This is a genomic window from Photobacterium sp. WH24 (assembly GCF_019204055.1).
GTDB lineage: Bacteria > Pseudomonadota > Gammaproteobacteria > Enterobacterales > Vibrionaceae > Photobacterium > Photobacterium arenosum.
The window spans coordinates 32,708-50,701 of record NZ_JAGSOZ010000002.1; the positions used below are offsets into that span (position 1 = coordinate 32,708).

Below are 17,994 nucleotides of genomic sequence, written 5' to 3' on the forward strand. Positions count from 1 at the left end.
GCCGCCCATCAACACTTGATGAGCCAAAGGTAGCGATTCGGTTTTGATAGTTCATTGGTATAAAAAAGGGGCTGTCACAGCCCCACTTTTATTACTTAATGAAGACAGGCTTATCCAGATGGATTAAGCATCTTCACCAGCGGCTGGTGCCTGCTCAGGCTGTGCTTCCTTCATGCTCAGACGGATGCGGCCCTGACGGTCGATTTCCAGCACTTTGACCTGTACTTCCTGACCCATTTGCAGGTAATCAGAAACCTTCTCAACACGCTCCTGAGCGATTTGAGAAATGTGTACCAGGCCTTCTTTTGTACCGATAACAGAAACAAAAGCACCAAAATCAACAATTCGCACTACTTTACCAGTATAGATGCGGCCAACTTCAACGTCTGCGGTGATTTCTTCGATACGGCGAATCGCTTCTTTCGCAGCAGTCCCTTCGGTTGCTGCAATTTTCACTGTGCCGTCGTCTTCGATTTCAATCGTTGTACCGGTTTCTTCAGTCAGTTGACGAATTACCGCACCACCTTTACCGATCACATCTTTGATCTTCTCTGGGTTGATCTTCATCGTGTGGATACGAGGAGCAAACTGAGAAATGTCATCGCGAGCAGTGCTGATAGCCTGATCCATCACACCCAGGATGTGAATACGGGCGCCTTTAGCCTGATTCAGAGCAATCTGCATGATCTCTTTAGTAATACCTTCGATCTTGATATCCATCTGCAGTGCAGTAATACCGTCGTTAGTACCGGCCACTTTAAAGTCCATGTCTCCCAGGTGATCTTCATCGCCCAGAATATCAGACAGAACCACGAAATCGTCGCCTTCTTTCACCAGACCCATAGCGATACCCGCTACAGAAGCTTTGATTGGCACACCGGCATCCATCAGAGCCAGAGAGGTACCACATACAGACGCCATAGAAGACGAACCGTTTGATTCAGTGATCTCAGATACCACACGTACAGTGTACGGGAACTCGTCAACCGATGGCATTACTGCCTTGATACCACGCTTAGCCAGTTTACCGTGGCCGATTTCACGACGCTTAGGCGAACCCACAAAGCCAGTTTCACCTACACAGTATGGAGGGAAGTTGTAGTGCAGCAGGAAGTGTTCTTTACGCTCACCGGTCAGCTCGTCCAGGATCTGCGCGTCACGCTGCGTACCCAGAGTGGCAGAAACCAACGCCTGCGTTTCACCACGGGTAAACAGTGATGAACCGTGAGTACGTGGCAGTACACCAGTACGAACGTCCAGAGCACGAACCATGTCTTTTTCACGGCCATCAATACGCGGGTTACCGGCAATGATGCGGCTGCGAACCACGTTCTTCTCCAGAGAGCCCAGCATATCGCGGACTTCGCGCTCATCCAGTGCTGCATCTTCTGCCAGCAGTTCAGCTACCACGTCAGCTTTGATGGTGCCCACTTTCTCGTAACGCGCCATCTTTTCAGTGATTTGGTAAGCTTCTGTCAGACGACCTTCTGCTTTTTCAGCCACGCGTGCTTTCAGCTCGGTGTTAACAGCCGGAGCCACCCAATCCCACGCCGGGGTTGCCACTTCTGCAGCGAATTCTTTGATGGCGTTGATCACAGTTTGTTGCTGGTCATGACCAAAAACAACCGCTTGCAGCATTTGCTCTTCAGTCAGGCGGTCTGCTTCTGATTCAACCATCAGAACTGCGTTATCTGTACCGGCAACAACCAGATCCAAACGGCTCTCAGCCAGTTCTTTGTTACTTGGGTTCAGCACAAGCTGGTCATTGATGTAACCCACACGGGCTGCACCGATTGGACCGTTGAAAGGAATACCTGAGATAGCCAGAGCGGCAGAGGTACCAATCATGGTCACGATATCTGGGTTAACGTCCGGGTTAACAGAAACCACAGTCGCAATCACCTGTACTTCGTTTTTGAACGCATCAGGGAACAACGGACGGATTGGACGGTCAACCAGACGGGCTGTCAGGGTTTCATTTTCAGAAGGACGGCCTTCACGTTTGAAGAAACCACCCGGGATTTTACCGGCAGCGTAAGTACGCTCCTGGTAGTTAACAGTCAGAGGGAAAAAGTCCTGGCCTTCTACCGCTTCTTTTTTGCCCACAACAGAAACGAAGACGGAAGTGTCATCCATGCTAGCCATTACAGCGGCAGTAGCCTGACGCGCCATCACACCGGTTTCCAGTGTTACGGTATGGTTGCCGTACTGGAAGGTTTTAACGATAGGATTCACGTGAATTTCCTTAAAATATTGATCTGCTTTTCTATTTGCGTCTGTAAGTATATCCGACACAGCAAAAAGCGTCATGTGAAGTGGGGTACTTTAAGCACATTTCACGCATCGCGACTAATGGCAAAAGCCGATTTGGGCAGCCTCTGTCAATAGCCGCGACCTCTAGGTCGACGAAAACGACTCGTGAACGCTATTCAGTACCGTTTTAAAACAACTTTCCAGTCAGAGATTGGCATCTCCGACCGACAGATGCAAAAAAGAAAGGAGCCAATCGGCTCCTTTCTTCCAGCAATCTTAGCGACGCAGACCCAGACGCTCGATCAGAGACTGGTAACGACCCAGATCTTTGCCTTTCAGGTAGTCCAGCAGCTTACGACGACGAGAAACCATGCGCAGCAGACCACGACGGCTGTGGTGATCGCCTTTGTGCTCTGCAAAGTGACCTTGCAGGTGGTTGATCTGTGCAGTCAGCAGTGCAACCTGAACTTCAGGTGAACCCGTGTCGTTTGCGCCTTGCGCGTATTCAGCAACGATAGTTGCTTTAGTTTCTGCATTCAGAGACATAACTCATTCCTAATACAAAATAGTAAAATTTGTGCCAGCCAATCTCTGATTCAGCCGGCACCCGAGCCGCGAATTATACGCACCTGTCCGGAAGGCCGCAAGCGGAATATGATTCACCAGACAGGCCGCTGAGCGGCTTATTTTTCTTCGTCAGCCTTGTCACGATTGGCCAGCACACGCTTAGGCGCCACCATGTTTTCGGCATTGATTTCACCCACACCGATGAAATCACGTTGCTCACCAGCCGTCAGCCGAACCAATGTGCCTGCATCAGGAACACGACCGGCCTGAACTGGCTGGCCATGGAGTACATAACTGGCGACACCCGGCAGTAAGTTCACTTCCGGTAAATCCTGTACTGCCGAGTCTGTTGGCAACAGCAGCGGATCCAGCAGCTCTTTCGGCTGAATATCCTGCTCTCTGGCCTGCTCCAGCAGCGCTTCGAGCTGCTCTAGCGTAACCATTTTGTCCAACGGGTACTTAGAGACACCGATACGGCGCAGATAAGTGACATGTGATCCGCAGCCCAGCATCTCGCCCAGATCATCAACGATAGTGCGGATATAAGTGCCTTTCGAGCAATGGACTTCCATCTCAACTTCGTTGTCGCTAAACCGCAGCAGTGAGATTTCATACACTGTGATATCTCGGGCTTCACGGGGTACTTCTTTGCCTTCACGGGCATATTCGTACAACGGGCGTCCCTGATATTTCAGCGCCGAAAACATAGACGGTATTTGCTTGGTTGTCCCACGGAACTTGGCAATACAACGTTCCAGCAGACCACGGTCTACCTTCACTTCGCGCGTTTCGACCACTTCGCCATCCGAATCCGAGGTATTGGTACGCTCGCCCAGCTTGGCGATGACCCGATAACGCTTATCTGAATCCAGCAGGAACTGGGAAAACTTGGTGGCTTCCCCCAGGCAGATTGGCAACATACCCGTCGCAAGCGGATCCAAAGCGCCGGTATGGCCTGCTTTTTCCGCAAAAAAGATACGTTTTACTTTTTGCAGGGCATCATTTGATGTGATGCCGCCCGGCTTATCCAGCAGCAGAACACCGTCTACCGGACGCCCTTTACGACGACGCGCCATCAGCTATCCTCACCTTCATCCTTAGGTTCGTCAACGCGGCGTGCTTCGTCATCACGAACAACCTTGCTTACCAGGTTGGAGATGCGCATGCCTTCGGTCAGTGACTGGTCGAAAATAAAGTTCAACTCAGGTGTCACTCGCAGACGGATTTGCCTACCCAGCAGTGAACGAATGTAAGGTGCCATTTCGCGCAACGCTTCCAGGCTGTCTTCCGGTGTTTGTTCACCGATAGTCAGGAAGGTGACATAAACTTTGGCGTATCCCATATCACGGGAGACTTCCACACTGGAAATTGTCGCCATGCCAATGCGGGGATCTTTAATTTCGCGTTGCAGAATCACTGCCAGCTCTTTTTGCAGCTGCTGAGCAACACGTTGTGTACGGCTGAATTCTTTAGCCATTTGATTCTCTCTCTAAAAGTCGGCCGCCTACCTCGACACAAAGGGGAGCCGAAGCTCCCCAGTGTTTATTCCAGGTCAGCGAGCAACCTGATTAATCCAGCGTACGCTGAATTTCAACGATTTCGAAAACTTCAATCTGGTCACCAACGCGAACATCATTGTAGTTCTTCACGCCGATACCACACTCGTAACCGTTCTTCACTTCTTGTACGTCATCTTTAAAGCGACGCAGTGATTCCAGCTCACCTTCGTAAATAACAATGTTATCACGCAGTACACGAATTGGGTTGTTGCGCTTGATGGTACCTTCGGTAACCATACAACCTGCAATTGCGCCCAGTTTCGGTGACTTGAACACATCACGCACTTCAGCCAGACCGATGATTTCCTGCTTGAACTCAGGGGACAGCATGCCGCCCATCGCTGCTTTCACTTCATCAATCAGCTGATAGATGATGGAATAGTAGCGCAGATCCAGGTTCTCAGCTTCGATAGTCTTACGGGCTGACGCATCAGCACGAACGTTGAAGCCAAGCAGAATAGCGTTAGACGCTGCAGCCAGTACGGCGTCAGTTTCAGTGATACCACCTACGCCAGAACCGACGATGTTCACTTTCACTTCTTCAGTTGACAGCTTGCGCAGTGAATCGGCAATTGCTTCCACAGAGCCCTGTACGTCAGCTTTCAGCACAACATTCAGTTCAGCCACTTCACCTGCAGTCATGTTAGAGAACATATTCTCCAACTTGGCTTTCTGCTGGCGAGCCAGTTTCACATCGCGGAACTTACCTTGACGGTAAAGTGCAACTTCACGCGCTTTACGTTCATCACGTACAACTGTCGCTTCGTCACCAGAAGACGGTACACCTGACAGACCCAGAATCTCAACCGGGATAGATGGACCAGCTTCTTCAATTTCACGGCCCAGTTCATCACGCATAGCACGCACGCGACCATATTCCAGGCCACACAGTACGATATCACCTTTGCGTAGCGTACCTTCCTGAACCAGCACAGTCGCAACCGGACCACGGCCTTTATCCAGGCGGGATTCAACCACGACACCTTTCGCCATGCCTTCAGAAACGGCTTTCAGCTCCAGAACTTCAGCTTGCAGCAGAATCGCTTCCAGCAGACCATCGATGTTCGTACCCTGCTTCGCAGAGATGTGAACAAACATGTTCTCGCCGCCCCACTCTTCCGGCATAACATTGTACTGTGCCAGCTCGTTCTTCACATTGTCTGGGTTAGCATCTTCTTTATCGATCTTGTTCACAGCAACAATCAAAGGAACGCCTGCCGCTTTGGCATGCTGAATCGCTTCTATTGTCTGTGGCATAACGCCATCGTCTGCGGCAACAACCAGGATAACGATATCCGTTGCCTGAGCACCACGGGCACGCATAGCGGTAAACGCGGCGTGTCCAGGGGTATCCAGGAAGGTGATCATACCGTTGTCAGTTTCAACGTGGTATGCACCAATGTGCTGCGTAATACCACCGGCTTCGCCTGCAGCAACGTGCGCTTTACGGATGTAATCCAGAGTAGATGTTTTACCGTGGTCAACGTGACCCATGATAGTAACAACAGGAGCACGAGGAACAACTGCCAGGTTTTCGTCGCGATCAGACAGTACGGCTTCTTCGAGCTCGTTCTCTTTACGCAGGATAACCTTGTGGCCCATTTCTTCAGCAACCAGCTGTGCGGTTTCCTGATCGATAACCTGGTTGATGGTGGCCATAGCGCCAAGCTTCATCATCACTTTGATGACTTCAGCCGCTTTCACCGCCATCTTGTTGGCCAGTTCAGCAACCACTATGGTTTCACCGATCACAACATCCGCTTTAGCAACGGTGGCTGTTTTGTCGAAACCATGACGCATTGATGTAGGCTTGCTCATTTGCTGTTTGCCACGACCACGCTGGTTACGGCCGCCACGCTGAGGCATCGCACGCTCACGCGGCTCATCACCCTTAGGACCGCTGGCAGCTTTTTTCTTCTTAGCACGGCGGCGAGATTCTTCCTCGCGGCGGTCTTGTTCATCTTCCGCCGCACGGGCATAGGTGGAGGTAGTCGTGTGGTAGTCTGATTGTTCCATAGCACCTGTTTCCTGGTCCTTTTTCGACCAGTTCTTTTCATTGATTTCTGCCATTTTGCGTGCCTCTTCTAGCTGACGCTGACTGTCTTCCTCGGCTTTACGCTTGGCTTCCTCTTCCCGGCGGCGTTGCAGTTCTTCAGCTTCTTTTTTAGCCTGTTGCTCAGCAGCGCGTTTCGCTTTCTCTTCTGCCTGACGTGGATTGGTATCCACGGCATCACGATTAGCTTGCTTCTCCGACTGCTGGGCTTTCTCTTCTGCTAAGCGTTTTGCTTCCGCTTCACGCTGAGCTTTTTCTTCAGCTTCACGTTTAGCACGCTCTTCAGCTTCGCGCTTCGCTGCTTCTTCTGCAGCACGCTTAGCGTCCTCTTCAGCCTTGCGCGCGTCTTCCGCACGCTGCTCTTCTTCAAGGGCTGAACGCTTGACATAGGTGCGCTTTTTACGCACCTCTACTTGAATGTTTTTACTCTTTCCGCCTGTACCCGATACACTCAGCGTGCTACGGGTTTTGCGTTGCAGAGTCAGGCGGGTCGGTGCCTCGTCAGTGTTACCACCGTGTTCTTTCTTCAGGTGGCTCAACAGAGACTCTTTTTCCTGTTGGTTGACACTGTCTTCAGCTTTTTTGCTGATACCAGCATCGGCAAACTGTTGAAGCAAACGATCAATCGGGGTACCGATTTCTTCGGCAAGTGCCTTAATTGAAACCTCTGACATGCTGCTCCTCCCTTGCTAATTAATTATGCTTCGTCGCTGAACCAGCAGATATTACGGGCAGCCATGATCAATTCACCCGCGCTGGTTTCATTCAGGCCTTCGATGTCCAGTAGGTCATCAGTACCTTGGTCAGCCAGATCTTCCAGCGTACAGATACCTTTAGCGGCCAGTTTGAACGCCAGGTCGCGTTCCATACCATCCAGGCTCAGCAGGTCTTCGGCAGGCTCAACCCCATCCAAAGACTCTTCCTGCGCAAGGGCAATAGTGGTCAGTGCTTCTTTCGCACGGTTACGCAATTCGTTAACCGTATCTTCGTCCAGGCCGTCAATTGACATTAATTCCTGAACAGGTACATAGGCTACTTCTTCCAGGCTGGTAAAGCCTTCTTCAACCAGAACGATCGAGAATTCTTCATCGATTTCCAGGTATTTAACAAACAGATCAATCGACGCCTGCGCTTCGGCCTGGTGCTTTTTCTGCAGATCTTCCACAGTCATCACATTCAGCTCCCAGCCTGTCAGGACAGATGCCAGTCGAACGTTTTGACCGCTACGGCCGATGGCCTGCGCCAGATTGTCTTTCTCAACCGCGATATCCATGGTGTGGTTGTCTTCATCAACGATGATAGAGCTCACCTCAGCCGGTGCCATAGCATTGATAACGTACTGAGCGGCGTTTTCGTCCCACAGTACGATATCGATACGTTCACCACCCAGCTCACCGGATACCGCCTGAACACGCGCACCACGCATACCAACACAAGCACCGACAGGATCGATACGTTTGTCATTGGTTTTCACTGCAATCTTGGCACGAGAGCCAGGATCACGGGCAGCGCCCATCAGTTCGATCATCTCTTCACCGATTTCCGGTACTTCGATGCGGAACAATTCAGACAGCATTTCAGGCTTAGAACGAGTCATGAACAACTGGAAACCACGCGCTTCCGGGCGCACAGCATACAGCAGACCACGTACGCGGTCACCTGGACGGAAGTTTTCACGTGGCAACTGGTCTTCACGCAGAATCACAGCTTCAGCGTTGTTACCCAGATCAACAATAATGGCATCGCGGTTGACTTTCTTCACCACGCCGGTGATCAGCTCACCTTCATTATCGATAAACTGTTCAACGATCTGCGCACGCTCAGCTTCACGTACTTTCTGTACGATAACCTGTTTTGCCGTTTGTGTAGTGATGCGGTCAAAGGTTACAGAATCAATCTGCTCTTCAACATAATCACCCAGCTCTACAGTTTCATCGTCATACTGCGCGGCTTCCAGAGTCATTTCCAGAGTTGGCGCCGTTACTTCATCCACGGCTTTCCAGCGACGGTAAGTATCGAAGTCGCCCGTTTTACGATCAATCGCAACACGCACGTCAATTTCAGCTTCGTACTTTTTCTTTGTTGCTGTTGCCAGTGCGATCTCCAATGCTTCGAAGATACGCTCACGCGGAACAGCTTTCTCGTTGGATACCGCTTCAACGACAGCCAAGATTTCTTTGTTCATTTCTAATGCCCCAATTTAGCGGTTAGAATTTTGGAACCAGGTTGGCTTTGGCAATATTGCTAAGCGCAAAGGTTTCTTCATCGCCTTTCACGTTCAACGTGACTAGCTCACCGTCAACGGCAACAATGTCACCTTTCCACTTACGGCGATTGTTCATCGCCATTTTCAGGACCAGGCTGACCTCGTGGCCAATAAACTGCTCATAATGTGCCGCTCTGAACAGCGGACGTTCCAGACCCGGGGAAGAAACCTCCAGGTTATAAGCAACAGTAATAGGATCTTCAACATCCATCACTGCACTGATCTGACGGCTCACGTCGGCACAATCATCGACTGTGATACCGTTTTCGTGGTCAATGAACACACGCAACGTGGAATGTTCACCCGCACGAATAAACTCCAGACCCACCAGTTCATAGCCCAAGGCAGTAACTGGCGCGTCCAGTAGTTCAGTTAGTTGCATCTCTAAAGCGGTCAAGACAACCCCCTGGAAACAAAAAAAGGGCATTAAAGCCCAGTAGATACCTGAATGGTCATGTTTCAGATAATAAAAAACCCCGAATTACGGGGTTTATTATCTCTGGACCCTGATAGCTAAAACCTCTTAAGGTTATAGCAGAAAAACGAAATCGATTCTGTTCCGGGAATCGTCGTCTTTCAAAACTCGGTTATGGCGCCGGTTTAATCTGGGCGGCAATCCATCGATGGCCTGAGAAAATAACTCAAACCTTCGTCCAAGTTGGTTGCGGGGGCCGGATTTGAACCGACGACCTTCGGGTTATGAGCCCGACGAGCTACCAAGCTGCTCCACCCCGCGTCCGTAATTCTGAGAGCGATTATATCTCTCAGTGGTTACTCTTTCAAGTAACGGAAACAATGGTGCCGAGAAGGGGACTTGAACCCCTACACCTTACGGCACTAGCACCTCATGCTAGCGTGTCTACCAATTTCACCATCTCGGCAAATCTGTTAATTACTGAGGAATATCGCTATTTACAGGCGCTTGCTCAGTTGTATCAACAGCTTGTTCTTGTTGTGCTGGGGCACTTAAGTTTTCCCAGCCACTTGTTGCATCCGCTTGTTTTGCGCTTAAATTGCCCAGAACCAAGCTGATCACAAAAAATACAGTTGCAAAAATTGCAGTCATTCGGGTCAAAAAATTACCAGAGCCGCTGGCACCGAACAAAGTTCCTGATGCACCAGCCCCGAATGAGGCTCCCATATCTGCGCCTTTACCCTGTTGAACCAGAACCAGGCCAATTACACCAAGCGCAGCCAACAGATAAATCACAAGTAGAATTTCGTACATGGGTTCCACCTATGTTCCATAGTGTTGTGCCGGCTTTGCAACAGCAGTGCCAGCGCACCCCTTTGTCAGGAGCGAGGGAATACTAGCGAATGCCGACAGGAGTGACAAGCGATTTTTCTCAGAATGTAGTGATTGATGAATCGCTTGTGTAATAAATAAACAGTTTTCAGATAAGGATTCCGGTTAAAGACTGACAAACCGGAATCCCTTTCAAGGCAAGCTGTTAACAGCACTCTTTCACAGCAGCAGCAATCGACAAGGCCGAATCACTCACCAGAGTACCGTCTTCACCTTCAACCATGACACGAATGAGCGGCTCAGTACCAGATTTACGCAATAATACGCGACCACGCTCACCGAGTTTCGCTTCTGCGGCTGCTTTTGCGCTCAGTACCGCCTCAGATTCCAATGGGTTGGAATCGCCAGCGAAACGGACATTTTCCAGCACTTGCGGGAACATTGTCAGCCCTTCACACAAGGTTTTGAGTGACAATTTACTGCTGACAATTGAGGCCATCACCTGCAGGCCAGCCACTATGCCGTCACCTGTCGTCACTTTGTCCAGCACTATGACATGGCCAGAGTTTTCCGCGCCAATGGTCCACTGGTTTTTAACCAGCTCTTCCATCACATAGCGATCGCCGACCTGAGCGCGAACAAACGGGATACCCAGATTTTTCAGCGCCAGCTCCATCCCCAGGTTTGTCATTAATGTACCTACGACGCCCCCTTTCAGCTCGCCACGACGCAATGCATCACGGGCAATGATATACGCAATCTGGTCACCGTCGACCTTGTTACCGTCTTCATCGACCATGATCACCCGGTCACCATCACCGTCCAGTGCAATACCGAAATCCGCTTTTTCCTGCAGGACTTTAGCCTGCAAGGCGCGCACATCCGTAGCCCCGACCTCGGCGTTGATATTAATACCATTTGGCTCGCAGCCCAGTGTGATCACTTCCGCACCCAGCTCGCGAAAGACGTTCGGCGCAATGTGATAAGTGGCACCGTGAGCGCAGTCGACAACAACCTTATAGCCTTCCAGGCTCAAATGGGATGGAAACGTTCCCTTGCAAAATTCGATGTAACGGCCGGCCGCATCGTTAATCCGATAGGCTTTGCCGAGGCTGGCAGATTCGACACAGACCAGTTCTTTATCCATTTCAGCTTCGATGGCCGCTTCTACAGCGTCAGGCAGTTTGGTCCCTTCAGATGAGAAGAACTTGATACCGTTGTCATAATACGGGTTATGAGAGGCCGAAATCACAATGCCAGCTTCAGCACGAAATGTCCGCGTCAGATAGGCCACGGCAGGTGTCGGCATTGGCCCGGTAAATGCGGCCTGCAAACCAGCGGCGGCCAAACCGGCTTCCAGTGCAGATTCCAGCATATAACCGGAAATACGTGTGTCTTTTCCAATAATGACTTTTTTAGTGCCCTGCTGTGACAACACGCGGCCCGCCGCCCAGCCCAGTTTCAATACAAACTCAGGGGTGATGGGTGACTGGCCAACACGGCCACGGACACCATCGGTGCCGAAATATTTACGTTCAGCCATTAATATTCGCTCCTAGCGCTTTATTTTCCTGTTCAAGCGTCATACGGCAGACAGCCAGTACATCCTGTGTTTCACGGGTATCATGGACACGGATAATCTGGGCGCCTTTCATCGCTGCAATGGCAGCGCAGGCCAGGCTCCCTGCCAGTGCTTCCGCAGGTGTTTTATTCAGTAATTTACAAATCATGGATTTTCTGGACATTCCTACCAGCAGCGGTAAGCCAAACTGATGGAACTGCTCCAAATGTGCCAGCAACTGATAATTGTGTTCCAGGGTTTTACCAAAACCGTACCCAGGATCCAGCAACAGTTGATCACGACGAATACCGGCTTTTTCACAGGCTTGAATGCGCTCCGAAAGAAACGTATTCACATCTGACAGCAGGTCATCATAATGCGGCTGATGTTGCATTGTACGCGGTTGGCCCTGCATATGCATTAAACAAATAGGAACACCGGCAGCCGCAGCGGCTTCCATTGCACCCGGCTCAAGCAGTGCGCGAATATCATTAATTAAATCGGCCCCGGCATTGACGGTTTCAGTCATTACTTGCGCTTTACTGGTATCCACTGAGATCCAGCAATCAAATCGCTGGGCAATTGCTTCCACAATAGGCACAACACGGTCGAGCTCTTCCGCGACTAACACATCGGCCGCACCGGGTCGGGTCGATTCACCGCCAATATCAATGATACTGGTTCCGACGGCCAGCATGTCTTCAACATGTCTTAAGGCGTCGTCCAACTGATTGAATTTACCGCCATCAGAAAATGAATCCGGGGTGAAATTGAGGATTCCCATGGCATGAGGATAAGAAAGGTCTAATATTTTTTCTTTGCTTTTCAGTAACAAGGCCCATTACTCCTGACTGGGGGAGCGCTCATACTATACCGAGGCTCGCTTGTTTCTTTACAACTGAACTGAGAATATCTGACACAGCAGAAACAAAAAACCCCGAGTCACCCCGGGGTTTTATATTCACCGCCAGGCATCAGGCCTGCGGTTTATCATTTTCTTCGCTGTGGTGTGGCTGAACCTGCTCAGGCTTCTCAGCCGGCTTGTCGCTTGCCGCATCATTGGCTTTGTCTTGTGACTCAGGAGCTTCCGCTTTCAGGGTGTCATCTTTGTCACCCCAGCCTTTTGGTGCGCGAATTTCAGATTTACGCTCCATCAGGTCGTCAAGCTGACCCGCATCTATGGTCTCATACTTCATCAATGCATCTTTCATTGAGTGAAGAATATCCATATTACCCGCCAGGATTTCACGCGCTCGCTCATAGTTACGGTCGATAATGGCACGAACTTCAGTATCAATAGTACGCGCAGTATCATCAGACATGTGTTTTGTCTTAGTCACTGAACGACCCAGGAATACTTCACCCTCATCTTCCGCGTACAGCAGAGGACCCAATTTATCCGAGAAGCCCCACTGAGTAACCATTTTACGAGCAATATCAGTCGCACGCTCAATGTCGTTTGATGCACCGGTAGAGACTTTTTCTACCCCGTAGATCAGCTCTTCTGCCAGTCGGCCACCGTACAGGCTGGAAATCATCGACTCCAGATACTCTTTGGAGTGGCTGACGCGATCCTGCTCCGGCAGGTACATGGTCACACCCAGTGCCCGACCCCGAGGGATAATGGACACTTTATAAACCGGGTCATGATCCGGTACCAGTCGGCCAATAATGGCATGGCCCGCTTCGTGATAAGCAGTCGATTCTTTCTGCTCTTCAGACATCACCATAGATTTACGCTCAGCGCCCATCATGATCTTGTCTTTCGCCAGTTCGAATTCCACCATAGACACAGTACGCTTGTTGCCACGGGCAGCAAACAGCGCCGCTTCATTCACCAGGTTGGCCAGATCAGCACCAGAGAAACCTGGCGTACCACGGGCAATCAGTGATGGTTCAACATCCCCATCCAGCGGTACCTTGCGCATGTGCACTTTCAGGATTTGTTCACGGCCACGCACATCGGGCAGACCGACAACGACCTGACGGTCGAAACGACCAGGACGCAACAGGGCCGGGTCCAGAACATCTGGTCGGTTGGTAGCTGCAATCACGATAATACCTTCGTGACCTTCGAAACCATCCATTTCCACCAGCATCTGGTTAAGTGTCTGCTCACGTTCATCGTGACCACCACCAACGCCCGCACCACGCTGTCGACCTACTGCATCAATTTCATCGATGAAAATAATACAAGGTGCCGCTTTCTTAGCCTGTTCAAACATGTCACGGACACGGGATGCACCCACACCGACAAACATTTCGACGAAGTCAGAACCAGAGATAGTAAAGAAAGGGACTTTCGCTTCACCGGCGATGGCTTTGGCCAGTAAGGTTTTACCCGTACCAGGAGGACCTACCATCAGCACACCGGTTGGAATTTTACCACCCAGTTTCTGGAAGCGGCTAGGATCACGCAGGTAATCCACCAGCTCTTTCACGTCTTCTTTGGCTTCATCGCAGCCGGCAACGTCGTTGAACGTTGTTTTAATCTGGTCTTCACTCATCATGCGTGCTTTAGATTTGCCGAACGACATGGCACCTTTGCCACCTCCGCCCTGCATCTGGCGCATAAAGAAAATCCAGACCCCGATCAGTAACAGCATCGGGAACCAGGATATGAAGATAGAAGCCAGTAAGCTCGGCTCTTCCGGTGGTGTCCCAACCACTTTTACGTTGGCATTAATCAGATCGTCCAGCAATTTCTGATCATTCAGGACAGGCAAGTAAGTCACATAACGGGTGTTATCACGCTTAAATACCGTAATTTCACGATCACTGAACCGTACTTCCCTAATCTGATCCTGACCGATTTCCCGGACAAAAGTCGTATAGTCGACTTGACGGCCAGCACTATCTCCCGGACCGAAGCTCTGAAAAACAGACATCAGCACCACGGCGATGACTAACCACAAAATCAAGTTTTTTGCCATGTCACTCAAGGTGTTAACCTCGCGATAACTTTAAAGATGAATGTAGGGTACTACAGTTTATAACCTGTAGCCACAATATAGACTTCACGGGAGCGATCCCTGGATGAGTCTGGTTTACGGATTTTAACTGCCTTGAACATGCTGCGCACCTCAGCCAGATACTGATCGAAGCCTTCGCCCTGGAAAACTTTTACCGCAAAACTTCCATTGGGCGCAAGCACCTGCCTGCACATATCTAATGCTAGTTCAACAAGATACATTGCTCTAGGCTGATCTGACGCCAGATTGCCGCTCATGTTCGGCGCCATGTCAGACAAAACAACATCAACCATATCAGGCTGAATTCGCTCAAGTAATGCATCCAGCACAGCTTCTTCACGGAAGTCGCCCTGTAAAAAGCTCACACCAGGCAGGGAATCCATTGGCAGAATATCACAGGCAATCACTTGCCCTGAATCGCCAACAACACTGGCCGCATACTGAGACCAGCCCCCGGGTGCAGCACCCAGATCGACAACTGTCATCCCTGGTTTTAACAACTTATCTTTGCTCTGGATTTCCTCCAGTTTGAAAATGGCTCGGGAACGGTAACCCTTTTTCTGGGCTTCCATGACATACTTATCATCAAAATGTTCCTTCAGCCAGCGTCCAGAACTGGCAGAATGTTTCTTTTTACTCATGCATTACCCAATGCGAATCAACCCAACAGCCGATGGTTCCCGTTCTGGTTCAGCAGTACTACTTTTACTGTGGCCCAGAGTTGGCAGGAACACCAGCGTAACGAAACAACGTTAGTCATATTGACTAGATGGCGTTAGAATACCCTGTTTTCAACCCTTGTTATAGATATTGAGTCACCATGAATCTAAGCACCAAACAGAAGCAATACCTGAAAGGCCTTGCTCACAGCCTCAAGCCTGTAGTCCTGATGGGCGCCAACGGCCTGACTGAAGCCGTGCTGTCTGAAATCGAACTGTCCCTGAACCACCATGAACTGATCAAGGTGAAGGTTGCCGCTGAAGAGCGCGAAACCAAGCTGTTGATTGTTGATGCCATCGTTCGTGAAACTCAGGCTGAAAAGGTACAGGTTATCGGTAATATCCTGGTGCTGTACCGTCAGTCGGAAGACAGGAAAATCGAACTTCCCCGCAAATAAAAAAGGCCGCCAACGCGGCCTTTTTTACTTTTCAAGGCCCGGTTGCTGTTACATTTATTAACAATAAAGCACCAGGCCCTGACCATTAAACGTACTCGACCTTTTCGATCTCAAACTCTTTTCGGCCGCCAGGCGTGGCAATACTGACTTCATCACCTTCCTGTTTACCAATCAAACCACGGGCAATTGGCGAATTAACCGAAATCAGACCTTTCTTAATATCAGCTTCATCATCCCCTACGATGCAGTAAGTCACTTCACCGTCAGTATTCACATCCAGCAAAGTCACTGTGGAGCCAAAAATCACTTTTCCGTGATTCGTCATCTTAGTGACATCAATAACCTGAGCAACAGACAACTTATACTCAATATCGCGAATCTGTGCTTCACAGATCCCCTGCTCCTCTCGGGCCGCGTGATACTCCGCATTCTCTTTCAGGTCACCCAGCTCACGAGCTTCAGCAATGGCCTCTGTAATCTGTGGACGACGTTTCATCAAGGCGTCCAGCTCTTGACGCAGCTGCTGTTCGCCGCGGACTGTCATTGGGATCTTTTCCATAAAGTAATCTACCTCGAAACGCCAGAAAAGCAGGATTGCTTTTCGGACAAAAAAAAAGCCAGCCCAGCACAAGTCTGGGCTAACGCATGAATAGAAGAAACGGCTTTTCTGCCTAACAAGATACCTAATACACGACCTCGGATGCAACCTCTGTCTACAGCTTGCGGTTTAGTCGCTGTCTATCCATCATATTACGTTGCTTGCAGCCCTGCACAATTTCGCAGTGCGGCCGCCAGAAGCTGCTTTTGCCTGAGCTCCCTGCTGCACAAGCACGATGGTATTCGGAATAGGAAAATATATCTTACAGGATATTAACGAACTTTCATTGCCACTCTGCTCTCTTACCCCCTATGATTGCCAGTTAGGTTTACAACGGCTCTTCACCATTATGAAAAAGAAAGTTGGCTTATTTCTCGCTGCACTCGTGTTATCCCATTCGGTATTTGCCGAATTTTCTCCTGATGTGGCGATGACATCACTCCCCTCAGGGCATGATCTGGCTCTCATTATTACTGACCCGGCAACGGGCAACGCCATTTTCAGCCAGCGTGCTGAACAATTGCAGGCTCCCGCCAGCACTCAGAAACTGCTGACGGCCTTAGCTGCCAGACTGTACCTGGATCAAAACTTTCGTTTTACTACTCGGCTAGAGCAGAACAAAGAGCACTATATTATCCGCTTCAGTGGCGATCCAACGCTATCGCGTGGAGATCTTGCTGCTATGCTGCACGCTTTGAAGCAAAAAGGTGTACATCGCATCAAAGGGAATATCTACCTCAACGGCAGCCAGTTTACCGGCTACGAACAAGCATCCGGCTGGCCCTGGGATAGCCTTGGCGTCTGTTACAGTGCCCCGGCCAGCAGTATCACTCTGGAACACAACTGTGTTCAGGCGGCCTTATACAGTGACCGGCCACTAGGCCAGCCGACCCGGCTTCATATCCCTGCCCATCAGCCAGTCAGTGCCACCAGCTTTGCCAAAGTCGTCAGCAAAGCGCAGCAAAAATCCACCTTCTGTTCTTTGGAGCTGCAAACCCAGCCTGGCAACCATTACCAGCTCAACGGCTGCCTGCCGCAGCGGGACAAGCCCTTGCCGCTGAATTTTGCGGTCGTGGATACCGAGGCCTATGTCCGCGATGTGCTATTGCAAGAGCTCGACAGAAGAGGCATAGCTTTTGATGGCGAAATCCTGCGCGATGATACTCAAACAGGCCAGCAGATCACCAGTCACAGCTCTGCACCCTTACCGGCATTGCTGAAAATTATGCTGGAAGATTCTGACAACCTGATTGCCGATAACCTTGCCAAAACCCTGGGGCAGCGCTTCTATGATCAACCGGGCAGTTTTCACAATGGCACTGAAGCAATCAAGCAGATCATAGCTGAGCATACCGGCATCGATCTGAGCCGGGCGGTGCTGGCCGACGGTTCTGGCTTATCCCGGGACAACCGCATCATGGCCAGTGATATGATGAAAGTAATGACTTACATCTACCAGCATAATGACAGCCTGAACTTGCTTGCTGATTTGCCCGTTTCTGGCGAATCGGGCACCCTGCGTTACCGCCAGAGTATCCGGCATGAGCCGCTGAAAAGTCGACTGGCCGCTAAATCGGGTTCTCTCTACGGCACTTTCAATTTAGCCGGCGTGATGACAGCCAAATCCGGCAAACCTTTATTATTTGTTCAGTTTGTCACTAACTATCTGCCACCAGAAAAAACAGAAGATGCCCCAGCTGTCATGCCGGAAATTTTCAGATTCGAACGTCAGTTATATACAGATCTGTATGAATCGTTTTAACCAGATACAAGCTTGAGCCGCGAGCTGCCATTCTGAATGG

At 50.3% G+C, this 17,994-nt stretch carries 15 protein-coding genes and 2 tRNA genes; 2 read left to right on the plus strand and 15 right to left on the minus strand.

Annotated elements, in window-relative coordinates:
* Nucleotides 1-123: 123 nt before the first annotated feature.
* The 14 genes from pnp to rlmE all read right to left on the minus strand — a co-directional run bounded on the left by pnp (nt 124) and on the right by rlmE (nt 15,118).
* Nucleotides 124-2,235, minus strand: a complete 2,112-nt coding sequence (gene pnp / locus KCG43_RS03490; RefSeq protein WP_192015589.1) for a polyribonucleotide nucleotidyltransferase — start codon at nt 2,233-2,235, stop codon at nt 124-126.
* Nucleotides 2,236-2,529: 294 nt separating this feature from the next.
* A complete protein-coding gene (gene rpsO, locus KCG43_RS03495; protein ID WP_027253065.1) occupies nt 2,530-2,799 on the minus strand; it encodes a 30S ribosomal protein S15 in 270 nt (89 codons plus the stop codon).
* Nucleotides 2,800-2,936: 137 nt separating this feature from the next.
* Nucleotides 2,937-3,896, minus strand: coding sequence for a tRNA pseudouridine(55) synthase TruB (gene truB / locus KCG43_RS03500; protein ID WP_218383364.1), 960 nt, complete (start codon nt 3,894-3,896; stop codon nt 2,937-2,939).
* Nucleotides 3,896-4,297 (minus strand): 30S ribosome-binding factor RbfA, encoded by a 402-nt coding sequence (gene rbfA / locus KCG43_RS03505; RefSeq protein WP_218383366.1) that lies wholly within the window; start codon nt 4,295-4,297, stop codon nt 3,896-3,898. The genes truB and rbfA overlap by 1 nt, the downstream gene beginning before the upstream one ends.
* 91 nt (nt 4,298-4,388) lie before the next feature.
* Nucleotides 4,389-7,106, minus strand: a complete 2,718-nt coding sequence (gene infB / locus KCG43_RS03510; protein ID WP_192015586.1) for a translation initiation factor IF-2 — start codon at nt 7,104-7,106, stop codon at nt 4,389-4,391.
* A 23-nt stretch (nt 7,107-7,129) separates the two neighbouring features.
* Complete coding sequence (gene nusA / locus KCG43_RS03515; RefSeq protein ID WP_192015585.1) at nt 7,130-8,617, minus strand: transcription termination factor NusA; 1,488 nt, start codon at nt 8,615-8,617, stop codon at nt 7,130-7,132.
* A 22-nt stretch (nt 8,618-8,639) separates the two neighbouring features.
* Nucleotides 8,640-9,095, minus strand: coding sequence for a ribosome maturation factor RimP (gene rimP / locus KCG43_RS03520; RefSeq protein WP_192015584.1), 456 nt, complete (start codon nt 9,093-9,095; stop codon nt 8,640-8,642).
* A 262-nt stretch (nt 9,096-9,357) separates the two neighbouring features.
* Nucleotides 9,358-9,434 (minus strand) — tRNA-Met (locus KCG43_RS03525).
* A 60-nt stretch (nt 9,435-9,494) separates the two neighbouring features.
* A tRNA-Leu gene (locus KCG43_RS03530) sits at nt 9,495-9,579 on the minus strand.
* An 11-nt stretch (nt 9,580-9,590) separates the two neighbouring features.
* Nucleotides 9,591-9,926, minus strand: a complete 336-nt coding sequence (gene secG, locus KCG43_RS03535) for a preprotein translocase subunit SecG (RefSeq protein ID WP_192015583.1) — start codon at nt 9,924-9,926, stop codon at nt 9,591-9,593.
* 223 nt (nt 9,927-10,149) lie between these two features.
* Entirely contained in the window at nt 10,150-11,487 is a 1,338-nt protein-coding gene (gene glmM, locus KCG43_RS03540) for a phosphoglucosamine mutase (protein WP_192015582.1), read from the minus strand.
* On the minus strand, nt 11,480-12,340 hold the full coding sequence (folP, locus tag KCG43_RS03545; protein WP_218383369.1) for a dihydropteroate synthase: 861 nt from the start codon (nt 12,338-12,340) through the stop codon (nt 11,480-11,482). Before folP ends, glmM begins: the two co-directional genes overlap by 8 nt.
* Before the next feature lie 139 nt (nt 12,341-12,479).
* Nucleotides 12,480-14,438: an ATP-dependent zinc metalloprotease FtsH gene (ftsH, locus tag KCG43_RS03550; RefSeq protein WP_192015580.1), complete on the minus strand. Its 1,959-nt coding sequence runs from the start codon at nt 14,436-14,438 to the stop codon at nt 12,480-12,482.
* A 50-nt stretch (nt 14,439-14,488) separates the two neighbouring features.
* Nucleotides 14,489-15,118: a 23S rRNA (uridine(2552)-2'-O)-methyltransferase RlmE gene (rlmE, locus tag KCG43_RS03555; protein ID WP_027253075.1), complete on the minus strand. Its 630-nt coding sequence runs from the start codon at nt 15,116-15,118 to the stop codon at nt 14,489-14,491.
* Between the two features lie 179 nt (nt 15,119-15,297).
* Here rlmE and yhbY point away from each other — a divergent pair, with 179 nt between their 5' ends.
* Nucleotides 15,298-15,594: a ribosome assembly RNA-binding protein YhbY gene (gene yhbY, locus KCG43_RS03560; protein ID WP_218383379.1), complete on the plus strand. Its 297-nt coding sequence runs from the start codon at nt 15,298-15,300 to the stop codon at nt 15,592-15,594.
* A gap of 85 nt (nt 15,595-15,679) precedes the next feature.
* Here the strand turns inward: yhbY and greA are convergent, their stop codons facing one another.
* Nucleotides 15,680-16,153, minus strand: a complete 474-nt coding sequence (gene greA, locus KCG43_RS03565) for a transcription elongation factor GreA (RefSeq protein WP_192015579.1) — start codon at nt 16,151-16,153, stop codon at nt 15,680-15,682.
* A 388-nt stretch (nt 16,154-16,541) separates the two neighbouring features.
* Between greA and dacB the strand changes: the two genes are divergently transcribed.
* Nucleotides 16,542-17,954, plus strand: a complete 1,413-nt coding sequence (gene dacB, locus KCG43_RS03570; RefSeq protein ID WP_192015578.1) for a serine-type D-Ala-D-Ala carboxypeptidase — start codon at nt 16,542-16,544, stop codon at nt 17,952-17,954.
* Nucleotides 17,955-17,994 lie beyond the last annotated feature (40 nt).